Below are 21616 nucleotides of genomic sequence, written 5' to 3'. Positions count from 1 at the left end.
ATCAGGCCGCCTGGAGCGAGCGTCCGCGCCCGATGCCGTAGTACGCGAGTCCCGCGTTCTCGACTTCGCCGGGTTCGTACAGGTTACGCCCGTCGAAGATCACCCCATCACGCAGACGCGCCTTCAGGCGGGCGAAATCGGGGCTGCGGAACTGTTTCCATTCGGTGACGACGACCAGGGCGTCGGCATCGCGCAGCGCTTCGTCGGCGCTGCTGCACAACACCAGATCGCCGCGCTCGCCAAAGATGCGCCGGGTTTCCTCCATCGCCTCGGGATCGTAGGCCTGCGCCTTGACGCCGGCCTCCCAGAGTTGCTGCAACAGGCGTCGGCTGGACGCTTCACGCATGTCGTCGGTGTTGGGCTTGAACGCGAGTCCCCACACCGCGATGGTCTTGCCACGCAGCGCTTCGTTGCCGCCGTAGTGGCGCTGCATCAGCTCGAACAGATGGCCCTTCTGGTGATCGTTCACCGCCTCGACCGCGTTGAGCAGCGTCGGCGCATGGCCGTGCTGCTGCGCGGTGCGCGCCAGCGCCTGCACATCCTTCGGAAAGCAGGAACCGCCGTAACCGGCGCCGGGATAGATGAAATGCCAGCCGATGCGCGGATCGGAACCGATGCCCTGACGCACCATCTCGACATCGGCGCCGACTTTCTCGGCGATGTTGGCGATCTCGTTCATGAAGCTGATCTTGGTCGCCAGCATGGCGTTGGCCGCGTACTTGGTCAGCTCGGCCGAACGCACGTCCATCACCACGATGCGGTCGTGGTTACGGTTGAACGGTGCGTACAGACGACGCAGCCGCTCCACCGCCCTGGGATTGTCGGAACCGATGACGATGCGGTCGGGACGCATGCAATCCTCGACCGCGGCGCCTTCCTTCAGGAACTCGGGGTTGGAGACGACATCGAAGGCGATCTCGACGTTGCGGGCGGCGAGCGCGCCGGCGATCGCCGCACGCACCTTGTCCGCGGTGCCGACGGGGACCGTCGATTTGTCGACGATCACTGCCGGACGGTCGAGGTGCTCGCCGACGGTCCTGGCCACCGCCAGCACGTACTGCAGGTCGGCGCTGCCGTCCTCGTCCGGCGGCGTGCCCACGGCGATGAAGATGACATCGCCGTGGGCGACGGCTTGCGCCGCGTCCGTGGTGAAGTGCAGGCGGCCGGCCGCGTGGTTGGCCTTCACCATCGGCTCGAGACCGGGCTCGTAGATCGGGATCACGCCGTTGTTGAGGCCATCGACCTTCGCTTGGTCGATATCCACGCACACGACGTCATGCCCAACCTCGGCCAGGCACGTTCCCGTGACCAGGCCGACATAACCCGTTCCAAAAATCGCTACCCGCATTCAACTACTCCGTATGCAACCAATAGGTTCCGTTTCGCTTACTTCTTCGCGGCGGGTGCGGCCGGCGCGGCGGCAGGGGCTCCCGGCTTGCCAGCGTCGGGCTTCATGATTTCCAGAAGCTCCACTTCGAACACCAGCGTCGCGTTCGGCGGAATCGGGCCGCCCGGCGTGCCCTGCTCGCCATAGCCAAGCTTGCTCGGAATGAACAGCTTGTACTTGCTGCCCACCGGCATCAGCTGCACGCCCTCGGCCCAGCCCGGCGCGACCTGGCTGAGCGGGAAGATAGCGGGCTCGCCGCGATCGTAGGAGCTGTCGAACACCTTGCCGTCGAGCAGTTCGCCCTTGTAATGCACGCGCACCGTGTCGGTGACGGTCGGCTTCGGGCCCTTGCCTTCGGTCAGCACCTGGTACTGCAGGCCGGAGGCCGTCGTCTGCACGCCCGCCTTCTTGCCGTTCTCGGCGAAGAACTTCTCGCCCTCGGCGGCGTTCTTCTTCTTGTCCTCTTCCATCTTGGCCAACTGCTTGGCCTGCATTTCCTGGGCGAAGGTCTGCCCGACCTTCTGCGCCTGCTCGTCGGTCAGCAGCGGCTTGCCGCCGTCGAGGGTCGTCTTCAGCGCCTTGGTCAGAGTGTTGAAATCGATCTCGTCCTTGATCTGCTTCAGCGACTTGCCCATCTCCATGCCGATCATGTAGCTCGCCTGTTCCTTCGTGGTCTTCAGGCCGCTGCTCTTGGCGATGTCGTCCGCGCCGGCCTTGTCGGCACCCTTCTCGGCCGACTTGTCTTCAGGTTTGGCGCCGTCCTCGATCTTCTTGCAGGCGGCGAAGCCGAACACCAGCGAGGCGGCCAGCAGCCCGGTGGCGGCGGTACGGAAGTGGGATGTCATCGTTGGGTAACTCCTGGGATATGTGAAAGCGGACGAAGACCGGCGATCTGCGGGCCGGTGGGTGGAAAATCAGAGGATATCGAGCAATTCGACATCGAAGACGAGGGTGGAGTTCGCGCCGATGCCAGGGCCGCCCTTTTCGCCGTAAGCGAGGTTGCCCGGGATCCAGAACCGGTATTTCGCGCCGACCGGCATCATCGAGACGCCTTCGGTCCAGCCCGCGATGACCTGGTTCAGGCCGAACTCGGCCGGCTCGCCACGCTTGTAGGAACTGTCGAACACCGTGCCGTCGAGCAGCGTACCCTCGTAGTTGACGCGCACGCGGTCGCTCGGCAGCGGACGTTTGCCGGCCCCCTGGCGCAGCACCATGTACTGCAGGCCGGAAGGCGTGGTGAAGACGCCCTTGACGGTCTTGTTCTTGGCGAGGAATTCGCGGCCAGCGGCGTCATTCTTCTCGCCGACCTTGGCGGTCTCGGCCTGCATGCGCTCGCCCAGCGATTTGCGCACCGCATCCATCTCGGCATCGGTCAGCAGCGACTTGCCATCGGCGAAACGCGTGCGCACGGCCTGCATCAGCGTCGGCAGATCGATCTGGTCCTTCAGCGGCTGCAGCGAGCGGCCCACTTCGATGCCCAGGAACAATCCGGCCTTGTCCTTGGCGACTTCCGGCGGCGGCGTTCCCGGCGCCACGCCCGGCAGCGGCTGACCGTTGCGCGCGGCGATGCGCATCATCAGCGTCTTGCCGATCGTCATGGCCTCGGCTTCCTCGAGCAGCGGCTTGCCGCCATCGAGGCTGTTGCGGATCGAGCGCTCGAGTGCGGCCAGATCGATGTCCTGGGCGGCGGGCTGGAACGAACGCCCCACATCCATGCCGATCGTGTAGCTGACCTTGTCGCGTTCGCTGACCAGCGCGGGCTTGTCCTGCGCCAAGACGGGAATCACGGCCGCCAACTGCGCGACCGCGACCATCGACAGCACGGCGATGCCGCGCAGTAAAGACTTCATCCTGTAACTCTCCGTGAGTGGGATTGCAGTGGAGCGAGCGCGGCCGAATCCGCGCTCCCGCCGCCTGGGCGAGGTCGGCTATTGTCGCGGGCGCCGCGCGCAGGGGCAAACCTGCATGAACAGACCTGCGAACAGGCCAGGCCCGGGCAATGAAGCTCAGCGGCCCGCGGAGGGGCGCGGCGCCTTCAACGCCTGTTCGATCGCGGCCACGACTTCGGGGGCATCCGGCTTGACCTTGCTACCAAAATTGGCGGCCACCTTGCCATCGCGTCCGATCACGTACTTGTGAAAGTTCCACTTCGGTTCTGCGCCGGTGGCGGCTTTCAGGTCCTTGTACAGCGGTGTGGCCTCCGGCCCGACCACGTGCACTTTCTGGAACATCGGGAACTTCACGCCGTAGGTCAGCGTGCAGAACTCCTGGATCTTCTTCTCGTCGTCGAATTCCTGCGCCTTGAAATCGCCGGACGGGAATCCAAGCACGGCGAATCCCTGCGCCTTGTATTTGGCATGCAGGCCTTCCAGCGCCTCGAACTGCGGCGTGAATCCGCACTTGCTGGCGGTGTTGACGATCAGCAGCACGTCGCCGCCATAGGTCTTGGCCAGATCGACCGGCTGCTTTCCCGCCAGCGGCCGGTAGCTGCGGTCCAGCAGGCCGCCCGTCGCCGCTACAGCCACCCCACAGAGCAGGAGCAGCAGAAAGGATGCATAAGCCTTTGATTTCATTTGAACATTCCTGAATCCGTGCAAGCGCTGGCCATGAGTATGACTTTAGTTGGGTGTTCGCGGCAGTGAATTCTGTTGACGCCCCGTGTTTTGGTGTTATAGTTAGATACAACACCGATCACCCAGGAAGGACGCCCGCCATGCACCGCAAACTGCACAACTCCCTGCTGGCTCTCTCCATCGTCGGGCTGCTCCTGGCCGGAGGGGTCCTGATCAGCCGCCCCGTCGCGACGACACCTGAGATCGCTCCGACGCTCGCCGCTGCCTCGGCCGCCCAGGCGGAAGCCCGGCGCATCGAAGCGGATGCGAAAGCCGCCGTGGCCAACGCCCGCGCCGCCATCGCCGATGCGCACGCCAAGGCACTGGAAGCCCGGATCGAGGCCAAGGCGAACGCACTGGCGGCCAAGCTCGAAGCCAAGGCCAATGCCGGCGCCGATGTCGGCGAGATCGTCGCCGCCGCGCTGGCACTGACCACCGAAGTCACCACCGATGCCGCGCTGAGTGCCACCCTGCACGCGAGTCAGATCAGTGCCGCGGTCGAACCGGTGGTCGAGCCCACCCGGTCACGCAAAGCCAAGTCGCACCGGCTGCGCAACGCCTTCGCCGTCCCCTATTTTTCATTCGCACGCGGGCTGCGTCGCAGCGGGAGCTGAGCAGATGACGGGAATCCAATGGAGTGATGGCGCCCCCATCTATCGCCAGCTCAAGGAACGCGTGGTGGCGATGATGCTCGACGGGGTGCTCAAACCCGGCGACGCCTTGCCCTCGGTGCGGCAGGTCGCCGCCGAATACCAACTCAATCCGATCACAGTCTCGCGCGCCTACCAGGAGCTTGCCGACGAGGCGCTTGTCGAAAAACGCAGAGGGCTCGGCATGTACGTGACCGAAGAAGCATCAAGGAAGCTGCTCTCCAACGAGCGCGAACGCTTCCTCAAGGAAGAGTGGCCACTGGTGATGGAGCGTATCCAGCGCCTCGGGCTGTCGATGGAGGATCTGCTCAAGCCCGGTGCGCAGGCACCGAAGCAGGGAGAAGGCGCATGAACGCCGTCACCTCCCACGATGCCGGGCAAGACTCCGTCGTCAGCGCCCGCGCACTCCGCAAGGCCTACAAGGCCACGGTCGCCCTCGACGATACCAGTTTCGAGATCGCACCCGGCAGGATCGTCGGCCTCATCGGCCCCAACGGCGCCGGCAAGACCACCGCGCTGAAGGCGATCCTCGGGCTCACTCCGTTCGAGGGTCACCTGAAGGTGCTCGGCCGCGACCCACGGACGCAGCGCGACGAGCTGATGAACGATGTCTGCTTCATCGCCGACGTCGCGGTGCTGCCGCGCTGGATCCGCGTCGGCCAGGCCATCGACTTCGTCGCCGGCATACACCCGCGCTTCGATCGCGAGAAGTGCGAGCGCTTCCTCGCCAACACCAAGCTCAAGAAGACCCAGCGCGTGCGCGAACTGTCGAAGGGCATGATCGTGCAGCTGCACCTGGCGCTGGTGATGGCCATCGATGCGCGCCTGCTGGTGCTCGACGAACCCACGCTGGGCCTCGACATCCTCTATCGCAAGCAGTTCTACCAGCGCCTGCTGGAAGACTATTTCGACGAGCAGAAGACCATCATCATCACCACGCATCAGGTCGAGGAGGTCGAGCACATCCTCACCGACGTGATGTTCATCCGCAACGGCAAGATCGTGCTGGATGCGGCCATGGACGAGGTGAGCGAGCGTTACACGGAAGTGCTGGTCAGCGCCGACCGCGTGGACGCCGCGCGCGCGCTCAAGCCGATCGACGAGCGCGCCCTGCCCTTCGGCAAGGTGGTCATGCTCTATGACGGCCGGCTGTTCGGCGGCGCGCAATCCGCCGGAACCTCGCAACTTGCCGCGCTCGGCGAAACCCGCCCCCCCGGCCTGGCCGATCTGTTCGTCGCCCTGATGAAAGGTACCTACGCATGAACGCGATCGTCGAATCACAGGATTCCACATCCGCCTTCCGCAGCAAGGGTCCATCCATCTCCGCGTCGCAACGGTTCCTGCTGCTGCTCAAGCGCGAGTTCTGGGAACACCGCGGCGGCTTCCTGTGGGCACCGCTGGTGACCGGCGCCATCGCCATCCTGTTCTCGCTGTTCGGCGCGATCGCCGGTTCGCTGATGTTCGACGGCCGCAACATGCGGGTCAACGATCTGAGCTTCAACGGCGCCGGCGGCGTGGAAGCGGTGAGGCACGCGGTCGGCTTCGCGGGCGACATCGCGCTGCTGGTCGGCACCGGCATCACGACCTCGGTACTCGTCTTCGTCGTGTTCTTCTACGCGCTGGGTTCGCTCTACGACGAGCGCAAAGACCGCAGCGTGCTGTTCTGGAAGTCGCTGCCGGTGTCGGATGCCGAAACCGTGCTGTCGAAGGCGGCCTGGGCATTGCTGCTGGCGCCGGCCCTGGCCGTCGTCATCGGACTGATCGTCGGCATCATGCTGTGGCTGATCACGGCCGGGATGATGCTCGTGAATGGCATCCCGGGCGCGGAGGCCGTTTTCTCGCGCTCGCATCCCTTCCGCGTCATCGCGTATGTGCTGTCGACAATTCCGATCTATGTGCTCTGGGCGCTGCCGACGGTCGGCTGGCTGATGCTGTGCTCAGCCTGGGCGCGCAGCAAGCCCTTCCTCTGGGCGGTGCTGCTGCCTTTCCTCGGCGCCATCCTGATCAGCTGGATGGGGGGCGTCACCGGTCTCGCGATTCCGTATGGATCGGTCTGGTACACGCTGGTGCTGCGCGGCCTGCTGAGCATCGCCCCGGGCACCTGGTATCTCAACCATGAGGCCAGCCCGCAGCGTCTCAACGGACCGACCGATCTGGCCAACGCCATCGATTTCAGCGGCACCTGGCAGGTGCTCGGCACGCTCGACCTGTGGATCGGCGCGGCGATCGGCGCCGCCATGATCTACGCCGCGATCTGGCTGCGCCGGCACCGCGAACTGGCCGACTGAAACCACCAGCCTCCCCATTCGATCTCGAACAGGAATCCCGAGCATGAACGCTGCACGATCCCTGCTTTCCACCCTGCCCCTGGCCTGCGCGCTTGCGCTCACCGCCTGCGGGCAGGCGCCGCAAAACGCCAATGATTCGATCGTCAAGCAGGCCATGGACGAAGCCAAGGCCGGCATCGATCAGGCCCGGGTCGGCATGAACGACGCTCGCGCCGAAATCGCCGAGGCCCGCGAGAAACTGGGGCAGGAAAACCTGTCGATCGGTGACGGCGAGAAGAATCTGCCGAAGGCGGAAATCACACCCCAGGGCGATCTGCTGATCGGCGGCGCCAAAGTCGATGTCAACGAGCAGCAGCATGCGTTGCTGGAGACATACCGGACCCGGCTGCTGGCTGTCGCACAAAGCGGGATGGATGTCGGCGTACAAGGCGCCGATATCGGCCTGAAGGCGGCTGGAGAAGCGCTCAAGGGCGTCTTCAACGGCGACGCCCAGCAGATCGAAGCGAAGATCGCGCCGCATGTCGAGAAGCTGAAGGCCGAGGCGCTGGCATTGTGCGACCACCTGCCGGGCTTGCTGGAAGCGCAGACGAAGCTGGCCGCCGCCGTACCGGCGTTCAAGCCCTACGCGACGATGAGCGTCTCCGACATCGACGATTGCAAGAAAGACGCCACGGACACTTCAAACAGTTCGACCTGATTAGCGGCCGTGAAGGGCGGCACTCCCGCCCTCACCCACCACCGCCTCCGCCACCGGCGTGGATGCCACCGCGCGTGAGCGCCGCGGGATCGAGCAGCTTCTTCAGTTCGGACGCCGACAGTCCGCTGTCTTCCATCGCCACGTCGAGCACCGGTCGATTTTCCTTGTAGGCGCGCTTGGCGATCGCGGCGGCCTTTTCGTAGCCGATGATCGGATTCAGCGCCGTGACCAGGATCGGATTGCGGCCGAGCGCGGCTTCGATGTTGTCCTTGCGCAGCTTCAGGCCCGCGATCGCGCTGTCGGCGAGCAGGCGCGAGACCGCCGCCAGCAGTGAAATCGAATCCAGCAGATTGACGGCGATCAGGGGCAAGGTCACGTTCAACTGGAAATTGCCGGTCTGGCCGGCGACCGTGATCGCGGTGTGGTGCCCGATCACCTGCGCGCAGACCATCACCGTCGCCTCGGGGATCACCGGGTTCACCTTGCCCGGCATGATCGAGCTGCCCGGCTGCAGCGCCGGCAATTCGATTTCGCCAATCCCCGCGAGCGGCCCGGAATTCATCCAGCGCAAGTCGTTGGCGATCTTCATCAGCGCCACCGCCAGGGCATTGAGCTGGCCCGACAGTTCCACCGCATCGTCCTGCGCCGCGAGGCCTTCGAACTTGTCGACCGCCGATTCGAATTTCGTCTTCGTCAACGACGACAGCGTCTTCGCCATCGCCTTGCCGAAGCGCGGATCGGCATTGATGCCGGTGCCGATCGCGGTGCCGCCGATCGGCAGCCGGCGCAGGCGCTTGAGCGCGTCCCCGATACGCGCCTCCGCGGAGATCAGTTGCGACGACCAGGCGCCGAATTCCTGACCGAAGGTCAGCGGCATCGCATCCATCAGATGCGTGCGACCGGTCTTGACCACCTTGGCGTAGGCCTTGGCGCGGCCGTCGATGGTCTTGCGCAGGTGCTTGAGCGCGGGGAACAATGTTTCGACCGCCGCCAACTGCGCCGAAACGCGGATCGCGGTCGGAATCACGTCGTTCGAACTTTGCCCGAGATTGACGTGGTCGTTCGCATGGACCTTCTTGCCGGCCTTCGAGGCGAGTGTGGCGATCACCTCGTTGGCGTTCATGTTCGAGGACGTGCCGGAGCCGGTCTGGTAGATGTCGATCGGGAAATGCGCGTCGTGCGCGCCTTCGGCGACTTCCAGCGCAGCGGCGTGGATGGCCTTGGCCGCGTTCTTGGGCAGCAGGCCGAGATCAGCGTTCACGGTGGCGGCGCTGGCCTTGATCAGGCCGAGCGCGCGGATGAAGCCGCGCGGCAGCGGCCGGCCGGAGACCGGGAAATTCTGGACGGCGCGCTGGGTCTGCGCGCCCCACAATGCGTCGGCGGGGACTTTCAGTTCGCCCATGCTGTCGTGTTCGATACGGAAACGGTTCGGCTTGGAAGCGGGCATGACGGCGCTCGTACTGTGCTGAGGGGGAAGTCCGCACATCGAGCCGTGTCGTCGTCAACGCGGCGGGAATGCGGGCTTCTGAGGGGGAAGCCGCATAACGATACGCCCCAGCGATTAGAATTGCCGCCTGCCCGCTCCTCGACCCGCCATGTCCTCCGCCGAGATCGAAACCCAGCTCCTCGCCCTCTCCCCGCTCGATGGCCGCTACGCCGGCAAGGTCGACGCCCTGCGCCCGATCTTTTCCGAATACGGCCTGATCAAGGCGCGCGTCCGCGTCGAGGTGGAATGGCTGCTGGCCCTGGCCGCGGAACCGGGCATCGTGGAGTTGAAGCCGTTTTCGGAAGCCGCGATCGCGAAACTGCGTGGCCTGGCGGACGGCTTCGCGGTCACGGATGCGGCTCGCATCAAGGAAATCGAACGCACCACCAATCACGACGTCAAGGCGGTCGAATACTTCATCAAGGAACGCCTGAAGGACGATGCCGCGCTGGGGCCTGCCCTGGAATTCGTGCATTTCGCCTGCACCAGCGAGGACATCAACAATCTGTCCTACGCCCTGATGCTCAACGAGGCCCGGCACGAAGTGCTGCTGCCGAAGCTCGACACCCTGATCGAACGCCTGCGCACGATGGCGCACGAATATGCCGCGCTGCCGATGCTTGCGCGCACGCACGGCCAGACGGCCTCGCCGACAACGGTCGGCAAGGAACTCGCCAACGTGGTGGCGCGCCTGCGCCGCCAGGGCGAGCAACTGGCGGCGGTGTCGCTGTCGGGCAAGATCAACGGCGCGGTCGGCAACTACAATGCGCATGCCGTGTCCTATCCGGACGTCGACTGGCCGCTGTTCGCGCAGCGCTTCGTCGAATCGCTCGACCTCGATTTCAATCCCTACACCACCCAGATCGAACCACACGACAGCGTCGCGGAAATCTCCGATGCGCAGAAACGCATCGATACGATCTGCATCGACCTGTGCCGCGACATCTGGGGCTATATCTCGCTCGGCTATTTCAAGCAGGCGGTGAAAGCCGGCGAGGTCGGCAGTTCCACCATGCCGCACAAGGTCAACCCGATCGATTTCGAGAATGCCGAGGGCAACTTCGGCATCGCCAACGCCCTGTTCGAGCATTTCGCCGCGAAGCTGCCGATCAGCCGCTGGCAGCGCGACCTCACCGATTCCACCGTGCTGCGCGCGCTGGGCACGGCTTTCGGCCACGCCCTGATCGGCTACGACGCGCTGCTGCGCGGCCTGGGCAAGCTCTCGGCCAGTCCCGAGCGCCTGGCCGCCGACCTCAACGCGTCCTGGGAAGTGCTGGCCGAAGCCGTGCAGACCGTGATGCGCCGCCACGGACTTCCGGAGCCGTACGAACAGCTCAAGGCGCTCACGCGCGGCCAAGGCATCAACGCGGATTCCATGCGCGCCTTCATCGAATCGCTGGCGCTGCCAGCCGAGGACAAGGCGCGTCTGCTGGAGATGACGCCTGCCAGCTATACCGGATTGGCCGAGAAGCTGGCGCGTGACATCTGACGTCACCCCACGTCCCGCAGACATTTCATCGGACCCGCGCGCGCCGGCGCGCTCAAGCCATTGGCGACGGGCGTTATCGGCGGCCGTGTTCGCCTTCGTCCTGTCGCGTGCGCTGATCCTGCTTTCGGCCGCGATCACCATCGCGATCGCGCAGCAATGGAAAGGCATGGGTTCCGATCCGCAGGACATCCGGCTCTTCACTCCCGAAGCGGTCGCGCACCTGCACACGATCGCTTTTGCCAATGACGCGGGCTGGTACAGCACCATCGTGTCGCAGGGCTACGAAACGCGTCCGTTCGACACCAGCGCGCAGGCCAACTGGGCGTTCTTTCCGCTGCATCCGTTGTTGTGGAATGCGCTGACGTGGCTCGGGTTCGACATGCGGAACGCCGGCCTCGTACTGGTCAACCTGTTGTTCCTGATCGCGTTGATCCAGGTGCATCGCTGGGTGCAAGCCATGCGCGACGAGGCGACCGCGACACGCGCGGTGCTGTGCCTGGCGTTGTTTCCCACGTCGTACTTCTTCTCCCTGCCGTGGAGCGAATCGCTGTTCGTCCTGCTGTCGGCCTCCAGCCTGCTGGCGATCGAGCAACGGCGCTGGGGCAATTCCACCGTGTTCAATGCCCTCGCCTCGGCGACGCGGCCCACGGGCGTATTCCTATCGGCGTTGATGTGGTGGGAAGCACGCGAGGGACGCCGCCTGCCGCCGCCGAAGATCTGGCTGTTCGCGGTGCTCGGATTGACCGGCCTGTTCGCTTTCATGGCCCTGCTCTGGCACAAGACGGGCAATCCGTTCGCGTTCTCGGACATCCAGACCACCTGGGGCCGCGAGAGCGTGACGCTGCGCCGCATGCTGGACCCGCTCTATCGTTCGCTGCGCCAGCCATTGCAACTCACCGAGAACTGGAACGTGCGCTGGCTCAACGGCGCCGCCCTGCTGCTCGGGCTGGCCGGAAGCGCCTGGTTGTGGCGCGCGCGCCAGCGCGGACTGGCCCTGTATGCGTTGATCTGCATCCTGCTGCCATGGTCGACCGGCACGCTGATGAGCATGGCGCGTTACGTGGTGTCCTGCGTGCCGCTATTCTTGGCTTTCGCCTGCTGGCTGGAGCGCCCGCGCCGGTGGACGGCATGGATCGTGATCAGCGCCTCACTCCTGGTCGGCATGACGGCCTGCTTCACGCTCGGCACCAATTTCGCGGGTGCGTAGACCGAGGCGGTTTGACATGAAACTGCTGCTCAACATCGATGTTCCCGATCTTGCCGCCGCCGAAGCGTTCTACACGGCGGCATTCGACTTGCATCCCGCGCGTCGCCTCGGCGATGGCGTGGTCGAGCTGCTCGGCGCGGAAGCTCCGATCTATCTCCTGAAAAAGGCCGAAGGCAGCACGGGCGCAGGCAGTTCGAAGCGCGATTACGCGCGTCACTGGACGCCGCTGCATTGCGATGTCGTCGTCGACGATCTGGAAGCCGCCCTCGCCCGCGCCGTGCGCGCCGGCGCGACACAGGAAGGCGGCATACGCGAAGCGTCGTGGGGGCGCATCGTGCATATCGCCGATCCCTACGGACATGGATGGTGCCTGCTGCAATTCGTCGGGCGTGGCTACGACGAAATCGCGAATTGAAAACCTCTTGCGGCCGCAGCAATGCACTTCAGGTCGCCTGTCCCCCATACCTGTCCCGATATCGGCTTCGGCCACACCGCCGGTCGGAGTATCATTCGCAAAACCGCGCACACCGTCTCTCCGTGCAGGCGCAGGCGCCGGAACACCCGCAACCGACAGAAGCCGCCGCGCCGCCCAGATGACACGACGCCCCCCCGCTCCCGCCATCGAAATCGATGCCTCCGCGCGACAGCCGCTGGGCATGCCGCCGGCCGAATTCCTGCGCGACTACTGGCAAAAACGCCCGCTGCTGATCCGCAACGCTTTCCCGGGATTCGTCTCGCCGCTCGAACCCGAGGATCTCGCCGGCCTCGCCTGCGAGGAAGCCGCGCTCTCGCGCCTGATCACTCACGACCGCGCCCGCGATGCCTGGAACGTGCGACACGGCCCGTTCGCGGAAGAAGAGTTCCCCGGCCTCGGCGATCACGACTGGACCCTGCTGGTGCAGGATGTGGACAAATGGGACGCCGACGTCGCCGCCCTGCTGCCGGCATTCGATTTCATCCCGCGCTGGCGCATCGACGACGTCATGATCAGCTTCGCCGCCACCGGCGGCTCGGTCGGCGCGCACGTCGACCAGTACGACGTGTTCCTGCTGCAGGGACAGGGCCACCGGCGCTGGCAGATCGATGCCGGCCCCAATCCGCCCATGGCCTTCCGCGACGACGCCGACATCAAGCTGCTGCGCGAATTCACCCCGACCCACGACTGGGTGCTCGGCCCCGGTGACATGCTCTACCTGCCGCCCGGCGTGCCGCACCACGGCGTCGCCGAGGATCCCTGCCTGACGTTCTCGATCGGCATGCGCGCCCCCTCGGCCGCCGAGCTGATGGGCGACTACATCGATACCCTCGCCGCCGACGCGGATGAAACACTCCGTTACGGCGATGCCGATCTCGCCCCGCCGAAGGACGCCAACGAGATCGACGAGGCCGCGATGCGGCGCGTAATCGAAGCCTTGAACGTGCTGCGCATGAACGATCCGGACCGCCTCGGCGACTGGTTCGGCCGCTTCATCACCCTGTATCGCAGCGCCGGCGAAGCGGTGCCCTCGGACGATGGCCGCTCCCGCATCGAGATCGAATGGGACCTGCGGCAGGGCTTCATCCTGCAACGCCATCCCTGGACGCGCATGGCCTGGCGCCGCGGCAAGCGCGGCGCATCGCTCTATGCGGCCGGCCATGCCTATGCCCTGCCGGTGCGGGACGCGCAAGCCATCGCCGCCTCGGCCGCATTCGACGGCACCGCCTACGCCGCCTTGTCCGAGCGCGGGCGCGACGCCATCTTCGAACTGCTGCAAGGCGGCCATTACCAGCTGCTGGAGCCCGGCGACCCCGACTGAATCCTGCACGCGGGCTGTCCCGGCCCCGTGCCGTGACGCACGTCATGATGCACCGCGGCAAACGCTGCGGCTATAATTTAACGATCCCAACCGCGCCTCTTCCCGGGTTTGTCGAATTCCCCGCCGGATCAGGCATTTGCCCCGCCATCGAGCCAGAAAAAAAGCCAGAGTGGACAGTCTCCTGAAGCAGTTTGCGCAGTCCTCGCAACTCGGCGCCAATGCCGCCTACATCGAGGAGCTGTACGAGCAATACCTGGTCGCCCCCGACAGCGTGGGGCCGAAATGGAAAAGCTGGTTCGATACCTTCAAGGGCCGCGAGGCGGGTGACGTCCCGCATTCGGCGATCATGGATCGCATCGCGCAGGCCGCCAGCGACCTGCGCGGCGCGGCACCGACGGTTACCGCCGGCGGCGTGGTCGACAGCGAGAATTCGCGCAAGCAGGGCTCGGTGCTCAAGCTGATCACCGCCTACCGCTCGCGCGGCCACCTGCAGGCGGACCTCGATCCGCTGAAGATGACGGCCAAGCCGGAAGCCCCGGACCTCGACCTGCACTTCCACGGCCTCACCGACGCCGACCTCGACACCGAGTTCGGCACCGGCCCCGGCAGCAACATCAGCACCTTCGGCGGCCCGGCCCGGATGCGTCTGCGCGACCTGGTCGGCCTGCTCCGCTCCACCTACTGCGGCTCGATCGGCGCCGAGTTCATGCACATCGCCGACGCCGATCAGCGTCGCTGGATGTACGAGCGCCTGGAAGCGGCCGGCGGCAACTACCACCGCAGCGCCGAGGAAAAACGCCGCATCCTCGAACGCCTCACCGCCGCCGAGGGCCTGGAACGCTACCTGCACACCAAGTACGTCGGCCAGAAGCGCTTCTCGCTGGAAGGCGGCGACGCGCTGATCCCGCTGCTCGACAACATGATCCGCCGCGCCGGCAGCGACGGCGTGCGCGACATGGTCATCGGCATGGCCCACCGCGGCCGCCTCAACGTGCTGATCAACACGCTCGGCAAGAACCCGCGCAAGCTGTTCGACGAGTTCGAAGGCAAGTTCGAGCACGTCGCGGGCGACCTCGCCCACACCGGCGACGTGAAGTACCACATGGGCTTCTCCGCCGACGTCGCCACCCCCGGCGGCCCGGTGCACGTGGCGCTGGCCTTCAATCCCTCGCACCTGGAAATCGTCGACCCGGTGGTCGCCGGCTCCGTGCGCTCGCGCCAGCATCGCCGCGGCGACAGCGAGCGCAAGGAAGTGATCCCAGTGCTGCTGCACGGCGACGCCGCCTTCGCCGGCCAGGGCGTGGTGATGGAACTGTTCCAGATGTCGCAGGCGCGCGGCTTCGCCGTCGGCGGCACCGTCCACATCGTCATCAACAACCAGGTCGGCTTCACCACCAGCGCGCGCGACGACGCCCGTTCCACGCTGTACTGCACCGACGTCGCCAAGATGGTCGGCGCACCGGTTCTGCACGTGAACGGCGACGATCCCGAAGCCGTGGTGTTCTGCGCCGAACTGGTCTACGACTTCCGTCAGCGCTTCAAGAAGGATGTCGTGCTCGACCTGGTCTGCTATCGCCGCCACGGCCACAACGAGGCCGACGAGCCGGCGGCGACGCAGCCGCTGATGTACCAGATCATCCGCGCGCTCAAGACCCCGCGCGAGCTGTACACGCAGCGCCTGGTTGACGCCGGCACCATCCAGGCCGAAGAGGCCAAGGGCATCGTCGACGGCTATCGCAACAAGCTCGACGCCGGCGAGGTCACCACCGAGCTGGCCACGCCCAAGCCCGACGAATTCGCCATCGACTGGTCGAAGCTGCTGTCCGGCCGTATCACCGATCCGGTCGACACCAAGGTCAAGCGCAAGAAGCTCGACGAGCTGGCCAAGCTCATCAACACCATCCCGGGCGGCGTCACGCTGCACGCGCGCGTGGCCAAGATATACGAGGACCGCGTGAAGATGGCGGCCGGTGAACTCGACGCCGACTGGGGCTTCGCCGAAAACCTCGCCTACGCCACCCTGCTCGCCGACGGCCATCGCCTGCGCCTGGTCGGTCAGGACTCCGGCCGCGGCACGTTCTTCCACCGCCACGCCATCCTCCACGACCAGAAGACCGACAGCTACTACCTGCCGCTGCGTCAGCTGGCCGACAACCCGGAGGACGTCACCATCATCGACTCGCTGCTCAGCGAGGAAGCGGTGATGGCGTTCGAATACGGCTATTCCACCGCCGATCCCGACACGCTCGACATCTGGGAAGCGCAGTTCGGCGACTTCGCCAACGGCGCGCAGGTGGTGATCGACCAGTTCCTCTCTTCCGGCGAAGCCAAGTGGGGACGCATCAGCGGCCTGACCCTCCTGCTCCCGCACGGCTACGAAGGCCAGGGCCCGGAGCACAGCTCCGCGCGCCTGGAGCGCTTCCTGCAGCTGTGCGCGCTGGAGAACATGCTCGTCTGCGTGCCGACCACGCCGGCGCAGGCTTTCCACATGATCCGCCGCCAGCTGTGCATGACCACGCGCAAGCCGCTGGTGGTGATGACGCCGAAGTCGCTGCTGCGCCACAAGCTTGCCGTCTCCACGCTGGACGAACTCGCCAACGGCGAATTCCAGCACCTGATCCCCGACGCCAAGGCCGACCCGAAGAAGGTCAAGCGCGTGGTGCTGTGCTCGGGCAAGGTCTACTACGACCTGCTCGAGGACGCGACCAAGCGCGGCCAGGACGACGTGGCCATCGTGCGCATCGAGCAGCTCTACCCGTTCCCGCGCGAACTGCTGGCCGCCGAGCTCAAGCGCTACGCGAAGGCCAAGGACGTGGTGTGGTGCCAGGAAGAGCCGCAGAACCAGGGCGCGTGGTACCAGATCCGTCACCACCTCAACGCCTGCCTGGCCGAGAAGCAGATGCTGCACTACGCCGGCCGACCGCGCTCGCCCTCGCCCGCCGCGGGCCATCTCAACGACCACGTCGCCGAGCAGCTGAAGCTGGTCGCCGACGCGCTGGTCAATCCGTTCAACGGCTCGGCGGTTGCCGAGTAACTCCCCTTTAAAGTTTCCAGGACGCCGCACATGGCCACCGAAATCAAAGTTCCGGTCCTCCCCGAATCCGTCTCCGACGCCACCATCGCCTCGTGGCACAAGAAGGTCGGCGACGCGGTCAAGCGCGACGAGAATCTGGTCGACCTGGAAACCGACAAGGTCGTGCTGGAGGTGCCCTCCACCGTCGACGGCGTGCTGAAGGAAATCAGGTTCGAGGAAGGCGCCACTGTCACCAGCCAGCAGATCATCGCGGTGATCGAGGAAGGCGCGGTCGCGACGGTCACGGCTGCGCAACCCTCCGCCTCCACGGCGCCGTCCTCGACGACCACGCAGCCCACGCCTGCAGCTCCGGCGGCGGAAGCTCCGAAGCCAGCGGCTCCGCCGTCGGCCAGCACCGCGATCACCTCGACCACGACCAACACGCTTCCGCCCGGCGCCCGCTTCACCGCCGAGAAGGAAGGCATCGATCCTGCGCAGGTGGAAGGCACCGGCCGTCGCGGCGCGGTCACCAAGGAAGACCTGATCAACTACGCCAGCGGCAAGACCGCCGGCGTCTCCGGTGGCGCGCGTCCCGAAGAGCGCGTGCCGATGACCCGCATCCGCGCCCGCATTGCCGAACGCCTGATGCAGTCGAAGAACTCCATCGCCATGCTCACCTCCTTCAACGAGGTGAACCTCGGCAAGGTAATGGCGATGCGCAAGGAACTGGGCGAAGCCTTCGAGAAGGCCAACGGCATCAAGCTCGGCTTCATGAGCTTCTTCGCCAAGGCCGCCGCCAACGCCTTGCAGCGCCATCCGGTCGTCAACGCCTCGGTCGACGGCAACGACATCATCTATCACGGCTACGCCGACATCTCGATCGCCGTCTCCACCGACAAGGGCCTGGTGACGCCGGTCGTGCGCAACGTCGAGCGCCTGGGCTTCGCCGATATCGAGAAGGCCATCGGCGACTACGCCAAGAAGGCGCGCGACGGCAAGCTCTCGCTCGACGATCTGCAGGGCGGCACCTTCACCATCACCAACGGCGGCACCTTCGGCTCGCTGATGTCCACGCCGATCGTCAACCCGCCGCAGTCGGCGATCCTCGGCATGCACGCGATCAAGGAGCGCGCCATCGTCGAGAACGGTGCCGTCGTCGCCGCGCCGATGATGTACATCGCGCTGTCTTACGATCACCGCATCATCGACGGCAAGGACGCGGTGCTGTTCCTGGTCGACATCAAGAATCAGCTGGAAAATCCGAGCCGCATGTTGCTCGGCATGTAATGCCTTGAGCCCCTCTCCCGCCCGCGGGAGAGGGGTTGGGGTGAGGGCTGCGGCACGAACACCTCTCCCCAGCCTCCCTCATCCGGCGCTACGCGCCACCTTCTCCCGCAAGCGGGAGAAGGGCTGAACAAGGAACACCGAAATGGCCGAACAATTCGACGTCATCGTCATCGGCGCCGGCCCTGCCGGCTACCACGCCGCCATTCGCGCCGCGCAACTCGGCATGAAGACCGCCTGCATCGACGCCGCACTCGGCAAGGACGGCAAGCCCGCCCTCGGTGGCACCTGCCTGCGCGTGGGCTGCATTCCGTCGAAGGCGCTGCTCGACAGCTCGCGCCAGTTCTACAACCTGCAGCACCTGTTCGGCGAACACGGCATCAGCGTCAAGGACGCCAAGATCGACATCGGCGCCATGGTCGGCCGCAAGGACAAGATCGTGAAGCAGTTCACCGGCGGCATCGCGATGCTGTTCAAGGCGAACAAGGTCACGCCGTACTACGGCTTCGGCCAGCTGCAGCCCGGCAATATCGTCAAGGTGAAGCAGCACGACGGCTCCGAGGTCGAGCTCAAGGGCACCAACGTCATCCTCGCCGCCGGCTCGGATTCGATCGAATTGCCGTTCGCGAAGTTCGACAACGACGCCATCGTCGACAACGTCGGCGCGCTCGACTTCACCGAAGTGCCCAAGCGCCTGGGCGTGATCGGCGCCGGCGTGATCGGCCTGGAACTGGGCAGCGTGTGGAAGCGCCTGGGCGCCGAGGTCACCATCCTCGAAGCCCTGCCCGACTTCCTCTCCGCCGCCGATGCCGAGGTCGCCAAGACCGCCGCGCGCGAATTCAAGAAGCAGGGCCTCGACATCCGCCTCGGCGCCAAGGTCAGCAAGACCGAGATCAAGGGCAAGGGCAAGTCGAAGACCGTCGAAGTCACCTACACCGACGCCGAAGGCGAAAAAACCCTCACCGTCGACAAGCTGCTCGTCTCCGTTGGCCGCCGCGCCGCCAGCAAGGGGCTGTTGGCCGACGGCACCGGCGTCAAGCTCAACGAGCGCGGCGTGATCGAGGTCGACGAGCATTGCCATACCGGCGTCGACGGCGTCTGGGCCATCGGCGACTGCGTGCGCGGCCCGATGCTGGCGCACAAGGGCTTCGAGGAAGGCATCGCGGTGGCCGAGCTGATCGCGGGCCTGCCCGGCCACGTCAATTACGACACCATTCCGTGGGTGATCTACACCGAACCGGAAATCGCCTGGGTCGGCCAGACCGAACAGCAGCTCAAGGCCGAGGGCGTGCCGTATAAGACCGGCAGTTTCCCCTTCGCCGCACTCGGCCGCGCCGTCGCGATGGCCGAACCCGCGGGCTTCGTGAAGGTGATCGCGCATGCGGAAACCGATCGCGTGCTTGGCCTGCATCTGGTCGGCGTCGGCGTGTCGGAACTGGTGCACGAAGGCGTGCTGACGATGGAGTTCAAGGGTTCGGCCGACGACCTCGCCCGCATCTGCCACGCCCACCCGACGCTGTCCGAATCGATCCATGACGCGGCGATGGCGGTCGACAAGCGCGCGATTCACAAGGCCAACTAAGCCGCACGTGATACACCGGAACGGCGCACCCAGTGCGCCGTTCTGCATTTAGAAGATCAGGAAGCCAACATGAAGTCGATCTGCGTCTACTGCGGCTCCAATGCCGGCAACAAACCCGCCTACGCCGACCGCGCGATGGCGCTGGGAACGCGCATCGCCCAGGAAAAGCTCACCCTCGTCTACGGCGGCGGCAACGTCGGCCTGATGGGTATCGTCGCCGATGCGGTGCTCGAGGCCGGCGGCGAAGCTATCGGTGTCATCCCGCAGCAGCTGGTGAACTGGGAAGTCGCGCACCGCGGCCTGACCAAACTGGAAATCGTCGGCTCGATGCACGAACGCAAGGCCCGCATGTTCGACCTGGCCGATGCCTTCGTCGCCCTGCCCGGCGGTTTCGGCACGCTCGATGAGATGTTCGAGATGCTGACCTGGCGCCAGCTCGGCCTCGGCCAGAAGTCCTGCGCGTTCCTCGATGTCGAGAATTTCTACTCGCCGCTGATGACGATGATCGATCGCATGGTGGAGGAGCGCTTCCTGCACCCGGATCAGCGCCACGATCTCTGGCACGGCAGCGATCTCGATGCGCTGTTCGCATGGATGCGTGATTACCAGCCGACGCATGCCGACAAGTGGATGGACGAGAAGCGTCGCAAAGAGTTGCGGTAAGACTCTACTCACACATTTCCGCGCAGCCCCCCCGACGCCACCTCGTGCCGTCATCCCAGCGAAAGCTGGGACCCATTTTGCTTTCATTCCGACACCTCAGGAAAAAAGCAATCCACGTGCACGAACGCTACCCTTGCGTCTATATCCTTGCGAGCAGTCCGCGCGGCACGTTATACACCGGCGTGACATCCAACCTGGCGAAGCGCACTTCTGAGCATGCAATCGGTGCGGTACGCTGTTTCACCAGGAAATATGGCATCCACACGCTCGTGTGGTATGAGCCTCACGATGACATGACCACGGCTATCGCCAGGGAGAAAGCCATCAAGGCTTGGAAACGAATCTGGAAGATTGAACTGATCGAAACCATGAATCCGGATTGGCGGGACTTGTCGCTCGAGATTGTTTGAAAGCAAAATGGGTCCCAGCTTTCGCTGGGATGACATGAGTGAGCCTGCTGGCATGACGACGCCTGAGACTTTTCGCGCATTCCGTATCCACGATGACGATACTGGCTACCACAGCGGAATCGAGGAGATCACGCTCGACGCACTGGCACCGGGCGAAATCGTCATCAAGACCGTGCATTCCTCGGTCAACTTCAAGGACGCGCTCGCCGGTACCGGCAAGGGCAAGATCCTGCGCAAGTTCCCGCTGGTCGGCGGCATCGATGTCGCCGGACACGTCGTCGCCTCCACCGACAAGGCGTTCAAGGAAGGCGACGCGGTCCTCGCCACCGGTTCCGGCTTGAGCGAAACCCGCGACGGCGGTTATTCCGAGTACGCACGCCTGGAGTCCCGCTGGGCCATTCCGCTGCCATCGGGCCTGAGCCTGCGCGAGAGCATGATCCTCGGCACCGCCGGGTTCACCGCCGCGCTCGCGCTGTTCCGCATGCGCGAGAACCGGCAGACACCCGAACTCGGCCCGCTCGCCGTGACCGGTGCCACCGGCGGCGTCGGTTCGCTCGCGATCGACATCTACAGCCGCGCCGGTTTCGAAGTGCACGCGATCAGCGGCAAGCCCGAGCATGCCGATTACCTGAAATCGATCGGCGCCAGCGCCGTGCTCGGCCGCGACGCGCTCGCCACGAAGCGGCCAATGGAAACGTCACGCTTCGGCGGCGGCCTGGACAACGTCGGCGGCGCGATGCTGGCCAGCCTGCTGGCGCAGACGGTCCCTTACGGCAACGTCGCCAGCGCCGGACTCGCCGCCACGCACGACCTGCCGACAACCGTGATGCCTTTCATCATTCGCGGCGTCTCGCTGCTGGGGGTGGCCTCGGCCGGCACCGCGCGCGACATCCGCGAGGAGGTCTGGCGTCTGCTGGCCTCGGACTGGAAGCCGCGTCATCTCGACCGCATCTGCACGCGCGAGGTGACACTGCAGCAATTGCCCGAAGTCTTCGACACCATGCTGGCCGGGGGCTCGTTCGGCCGGACTCTGGTCACGCTCTAGACCATTG

Annotated in this window: 20 protein-coding genes; 15 read left to right on the top strand and 5 right to left on the bottom strand. The window is 65.4% G+C overall.

Features of this window, described 5'->3' with window-relative positions; genetic code table 11:
- Position 1: 1 nt before the first annotated feature.
- From AC1RNP_RS06365 to AC1RNP_RS06350, 4 genes are all read right to left on the bottom strand, one after another.
- On the bottom strand, positions 2 to 1348 hold the full coding sequence (locus AC1RNP_RS06365; RefSeq protein ID WP_493050422.1) for a UDP-glucose dehydrogenase family protein: 1347 nt from the start codon (positions 1346 to 1348) through the stop codon (positions 2 to 4).
- A gap of 38 nt (positions 1349 to 1386) precedes the next feature.
- Entirely contained in the window at positions 1387 to 2232 is an 846-nt protein-coding gene (gene bamJ, locus AC1RNP_RS06360; RefSeq protein ID WP_493050421.1) for a BamJ family beta-barrel-assembly machinery protein, read from the bottom strand.
- 69 nt (positions 2233 to 2301) lie between these two features.
- Positions 2302 to 3237 (bottom strand): FKBP-type peptidyl-prolyl cis-trans isomerase N-terminal domain-containing protein, encoded by a 936-nt coding sequence (locus AC1RNP_RS06355; protein WP_493050420.1) that lies wholly within the window; start codon positions 3235 to 3237, stop codon positions 2302 to 2304.
- 156 nt (positions 3238 to 3393) lie between these two features.
- The gene (locus AC1RNP_RS06350; RefSeq protein WP_493050419.1) at positions 3394 to 3960 is read right to left on the bottom strand and encodes a glutathione peroxidase; all 567 of its coding nucleotides are present in this window, start codon (positions 3958 to 3960) and stop codon (positions 3394 to 3396) included.
- Between the two features lie 140 nt (positions 3961 to 4100).
- Between AC1RNP_RS06350 and AC1RNP_RS06345 the strand changes: the two genes are divergently transcribed.
- From AC1RNP_RS06345 to AC1RNP_RS06325, 5 genes are read left to right on the top strand one after another with little or no spacing between them, the layout of a single operon-like run.
- Positions 4101 to 4613 carry a hypothetical protein gene (locus AC1RNP_RS06345; RefSeq protein WP_493050418.1) on the top strand — a complete coding sequence of 171 codons (513 nt, stop codon included), beginning with the start codon at positions 4101 to 4103 and terminating at the stop codon, positions 4611 to 4613.
- A 4-nt stretch (positions 4614 to 4617) separates the two neighbouring features.
- The gene (locus tag AC1RNP_RS06340; RefSeq protein WP_493050417.1) at positions 4618 to 5001 is read left to right on the top strand and encodes a GntR family transcriptional regulator; all 384 of its coding nucleotides are present in this window, start codon (positions 4618 to 4620) and stop codon (positions 4999 to 5001) included.
- Entirely contained in the window at positions 4998 to 5912 is a 915-nt protein-coding gene (locus AC1RNP_RS06335) for an ABC transporter ATP-binding protein (RefSeq protein ID WP_493050416.1), read from the top strand. The genes AC1RNP_RS06340 and AC1RNP_RS06335 overlap by 4 nt, the downstream gene beginning before the upstream one ends.
- The gene (locus tag AC1RNP_RS06330) at positions 5909 to 6937 is read left to right on the top strand and encodes an ABC transporter permease (RefSeq protein ID WP_493050415.1); all 1029 of its coding nucleotides are present in this window, start codon (positions 5909 to 5911) and stop codon (positions 6935 to 6937) included. Before AC1RNP_RS06335 ends, AC1RNP_RS06330 begins: the two co-directional genes overlap by 4 nt.
- A gap of 43 nt (positions 6938 to 6980) precedes the next feature.
- Positions 6981 to 7634 carry a YggN family protein gene (locus AC1RNP_RS06325; protein ID WP_493050414.1) on the top strand — a complete coding sequence of 218 codons (654 nt, stop codon included), beginning with the start codon at positions 6981 to 6983 and terminating at the stop codon, positions 7632 to 7634.
- Positions 7635 to 7665: 31 nt separating this feature from the next.
- On the opposite strand, the gene AC1RNP_RS06320 is transcribed toward AC1RNP_RS06325, so the two are convergent.
- Complete coding sequence (locus AC1RNP_RS06320) at positions 7666 to 9081, bottom strand: class II fumarate hydratase (RefSeq protein ID WP_493050413.1); 1416 nt, start codon at positions 9079 to 9081, stop codon at positions 7666 to 7668.
- A gap of 148 nt (positions 9082 to 9229) precedes the next feature.
- Here AC1RNP_RS06320 and purB point away from each other — a divergent pair, with 148 nt between their 5' ends.
- The 10 genes from purB (at position 9230) to AC1RNP_RS06270 (ending at position 21609) form a co-directional block, all read left to right on the top strand.
- Complete coding sequence (purB, locus tag AC1RNP_RS06315) at positions 9230 to 10609, top strand: adenylosuccinate lyase (RefSeq protein ID WP_493050412.1); 1380 nt, start codon at positions 9230 to 9232, stop codon at positions 10607 to 10609.
- 85 nt (positions 10610 to 10694) lie between these two features.
- The gene (locus tag AC1RNP_RS06310) at positions 10695 to 11816 is read left to right on the top strand and encodes a mannosyltransferase family protein (protein ID WP_493050411.1); all 1122 of its coding nucleotides are present in this window, start codon (positions 10695 to 10697) and stop codon (positions 11814 to 11816) included.
- 16 nt (positions 11817 to 11832) lie between these two features.
- Positions 11833 to 12231: a VOC family protein gene (locus tag AC1RNP_RS06305; protein ID WP_493050410.1), complete on the top strand. Its 399-nt coding sequence runs from the start codon at positions 11833 to 11835 to the stop codon at positions 12229 to 12231.
- 178 nt (positions 12232 to 12409) lie between these two features.
- Positions 12410 to 13612 (top strand): JmjC domain-containing protein, encoded by a 1203-nt coding sequence (locus AC1RNP_RS06300; RefSeq protein WP_493050409.1) that lies wholly within the window; start codon positions 12410 to 12412, stop codon positions 13610 to 13612.
- 169 nt (positions 13613 to 13781) lie between these two features.
- On the top strand, positions 13782 to 16646 hold the full coding sequence (locus AC1RNP_RS06295) for a 2-oxoglutarate dehydrogenase E1 component (RefSeq protein WP_493050408.1): 2865 nt from the start codon (positions 13782 to 13784) through the stop codon (positions 16644 to 16646).
- 30 nt (positions 16647 to 16676) lie between these two features.
- Positions 16677 to 17912 carry a dihydrolipoyllysine-residue succinyltransferase gene (gene sucB / locus AC1RNP_RS06290; protein ID WP_493050407.1) on the top strand — a complete coding sequence of 412 codons (1236 nt, stop codon included), beginning with the start codon at positions 16677 to 16679 and terminating at the stop codon, positions 17910 to 17912.
- A gap of 142 nt (positions 17913 to 18054) precedes the next feature.
- Positions 18055 to 19491, top strand: coding sequence for a dihydrolipoyl dehydrogenase (gene lpdA / locus AC1RNP_RS06285; protein ID WP_493050406.1), 1437 nt, complete (start codon positions 18055 to 18057; stop codon positions 19489 to 19491).
- 69 nt (positions 19492 to 19560) lie between these two features.
- Positions 19561 to 20154 carry an LOG family protein gene (locus tag AC1RNP_RS06280; protein WP_493050405.1) on the top strand — a complete coding sequence of 198 codons (594 nt, stop codon included), beginning with the start codon at positions 19561 to 19563 and terminating at the stop codon, positions 20152 to 20154.
- Positions 20155 to 20270: 116 nt separating this feature from the next.
- Positions 20271 to 20564 (top strand): GIY-YIG nuclease family protein, encoded by a 294-nt coding sequence (locus AC1RNP_RS06275; protein WP_493050404.1) that lies wholly within the window; start codon positions 20271 to 20273, stop codon positions 20562 to 20564.
- A 52-nt stretch (positions 20565 to 20616) separates the two neighbouring features.
- Positions 20617 to 21609: a YhdH/YhfP family quinone oxidoreductase gene (locus AC1RNP_RS06270; protein ID WP_493050403.1), complete on the top strand. Its 993-nt coding sequence runs from the start codon at positions 20617 to 20619 to the stop codon at positions 21607 to 21609.
- Positions 21610 to 21616: the final 7 nt, after the last annotated feature.

The organism is Luteimonas sp. GW821-FHT14E02, assembly GCF_058803905.1.
This window is presented reverse-complemented; position numbering and strand designations above follow the sequence as displayed.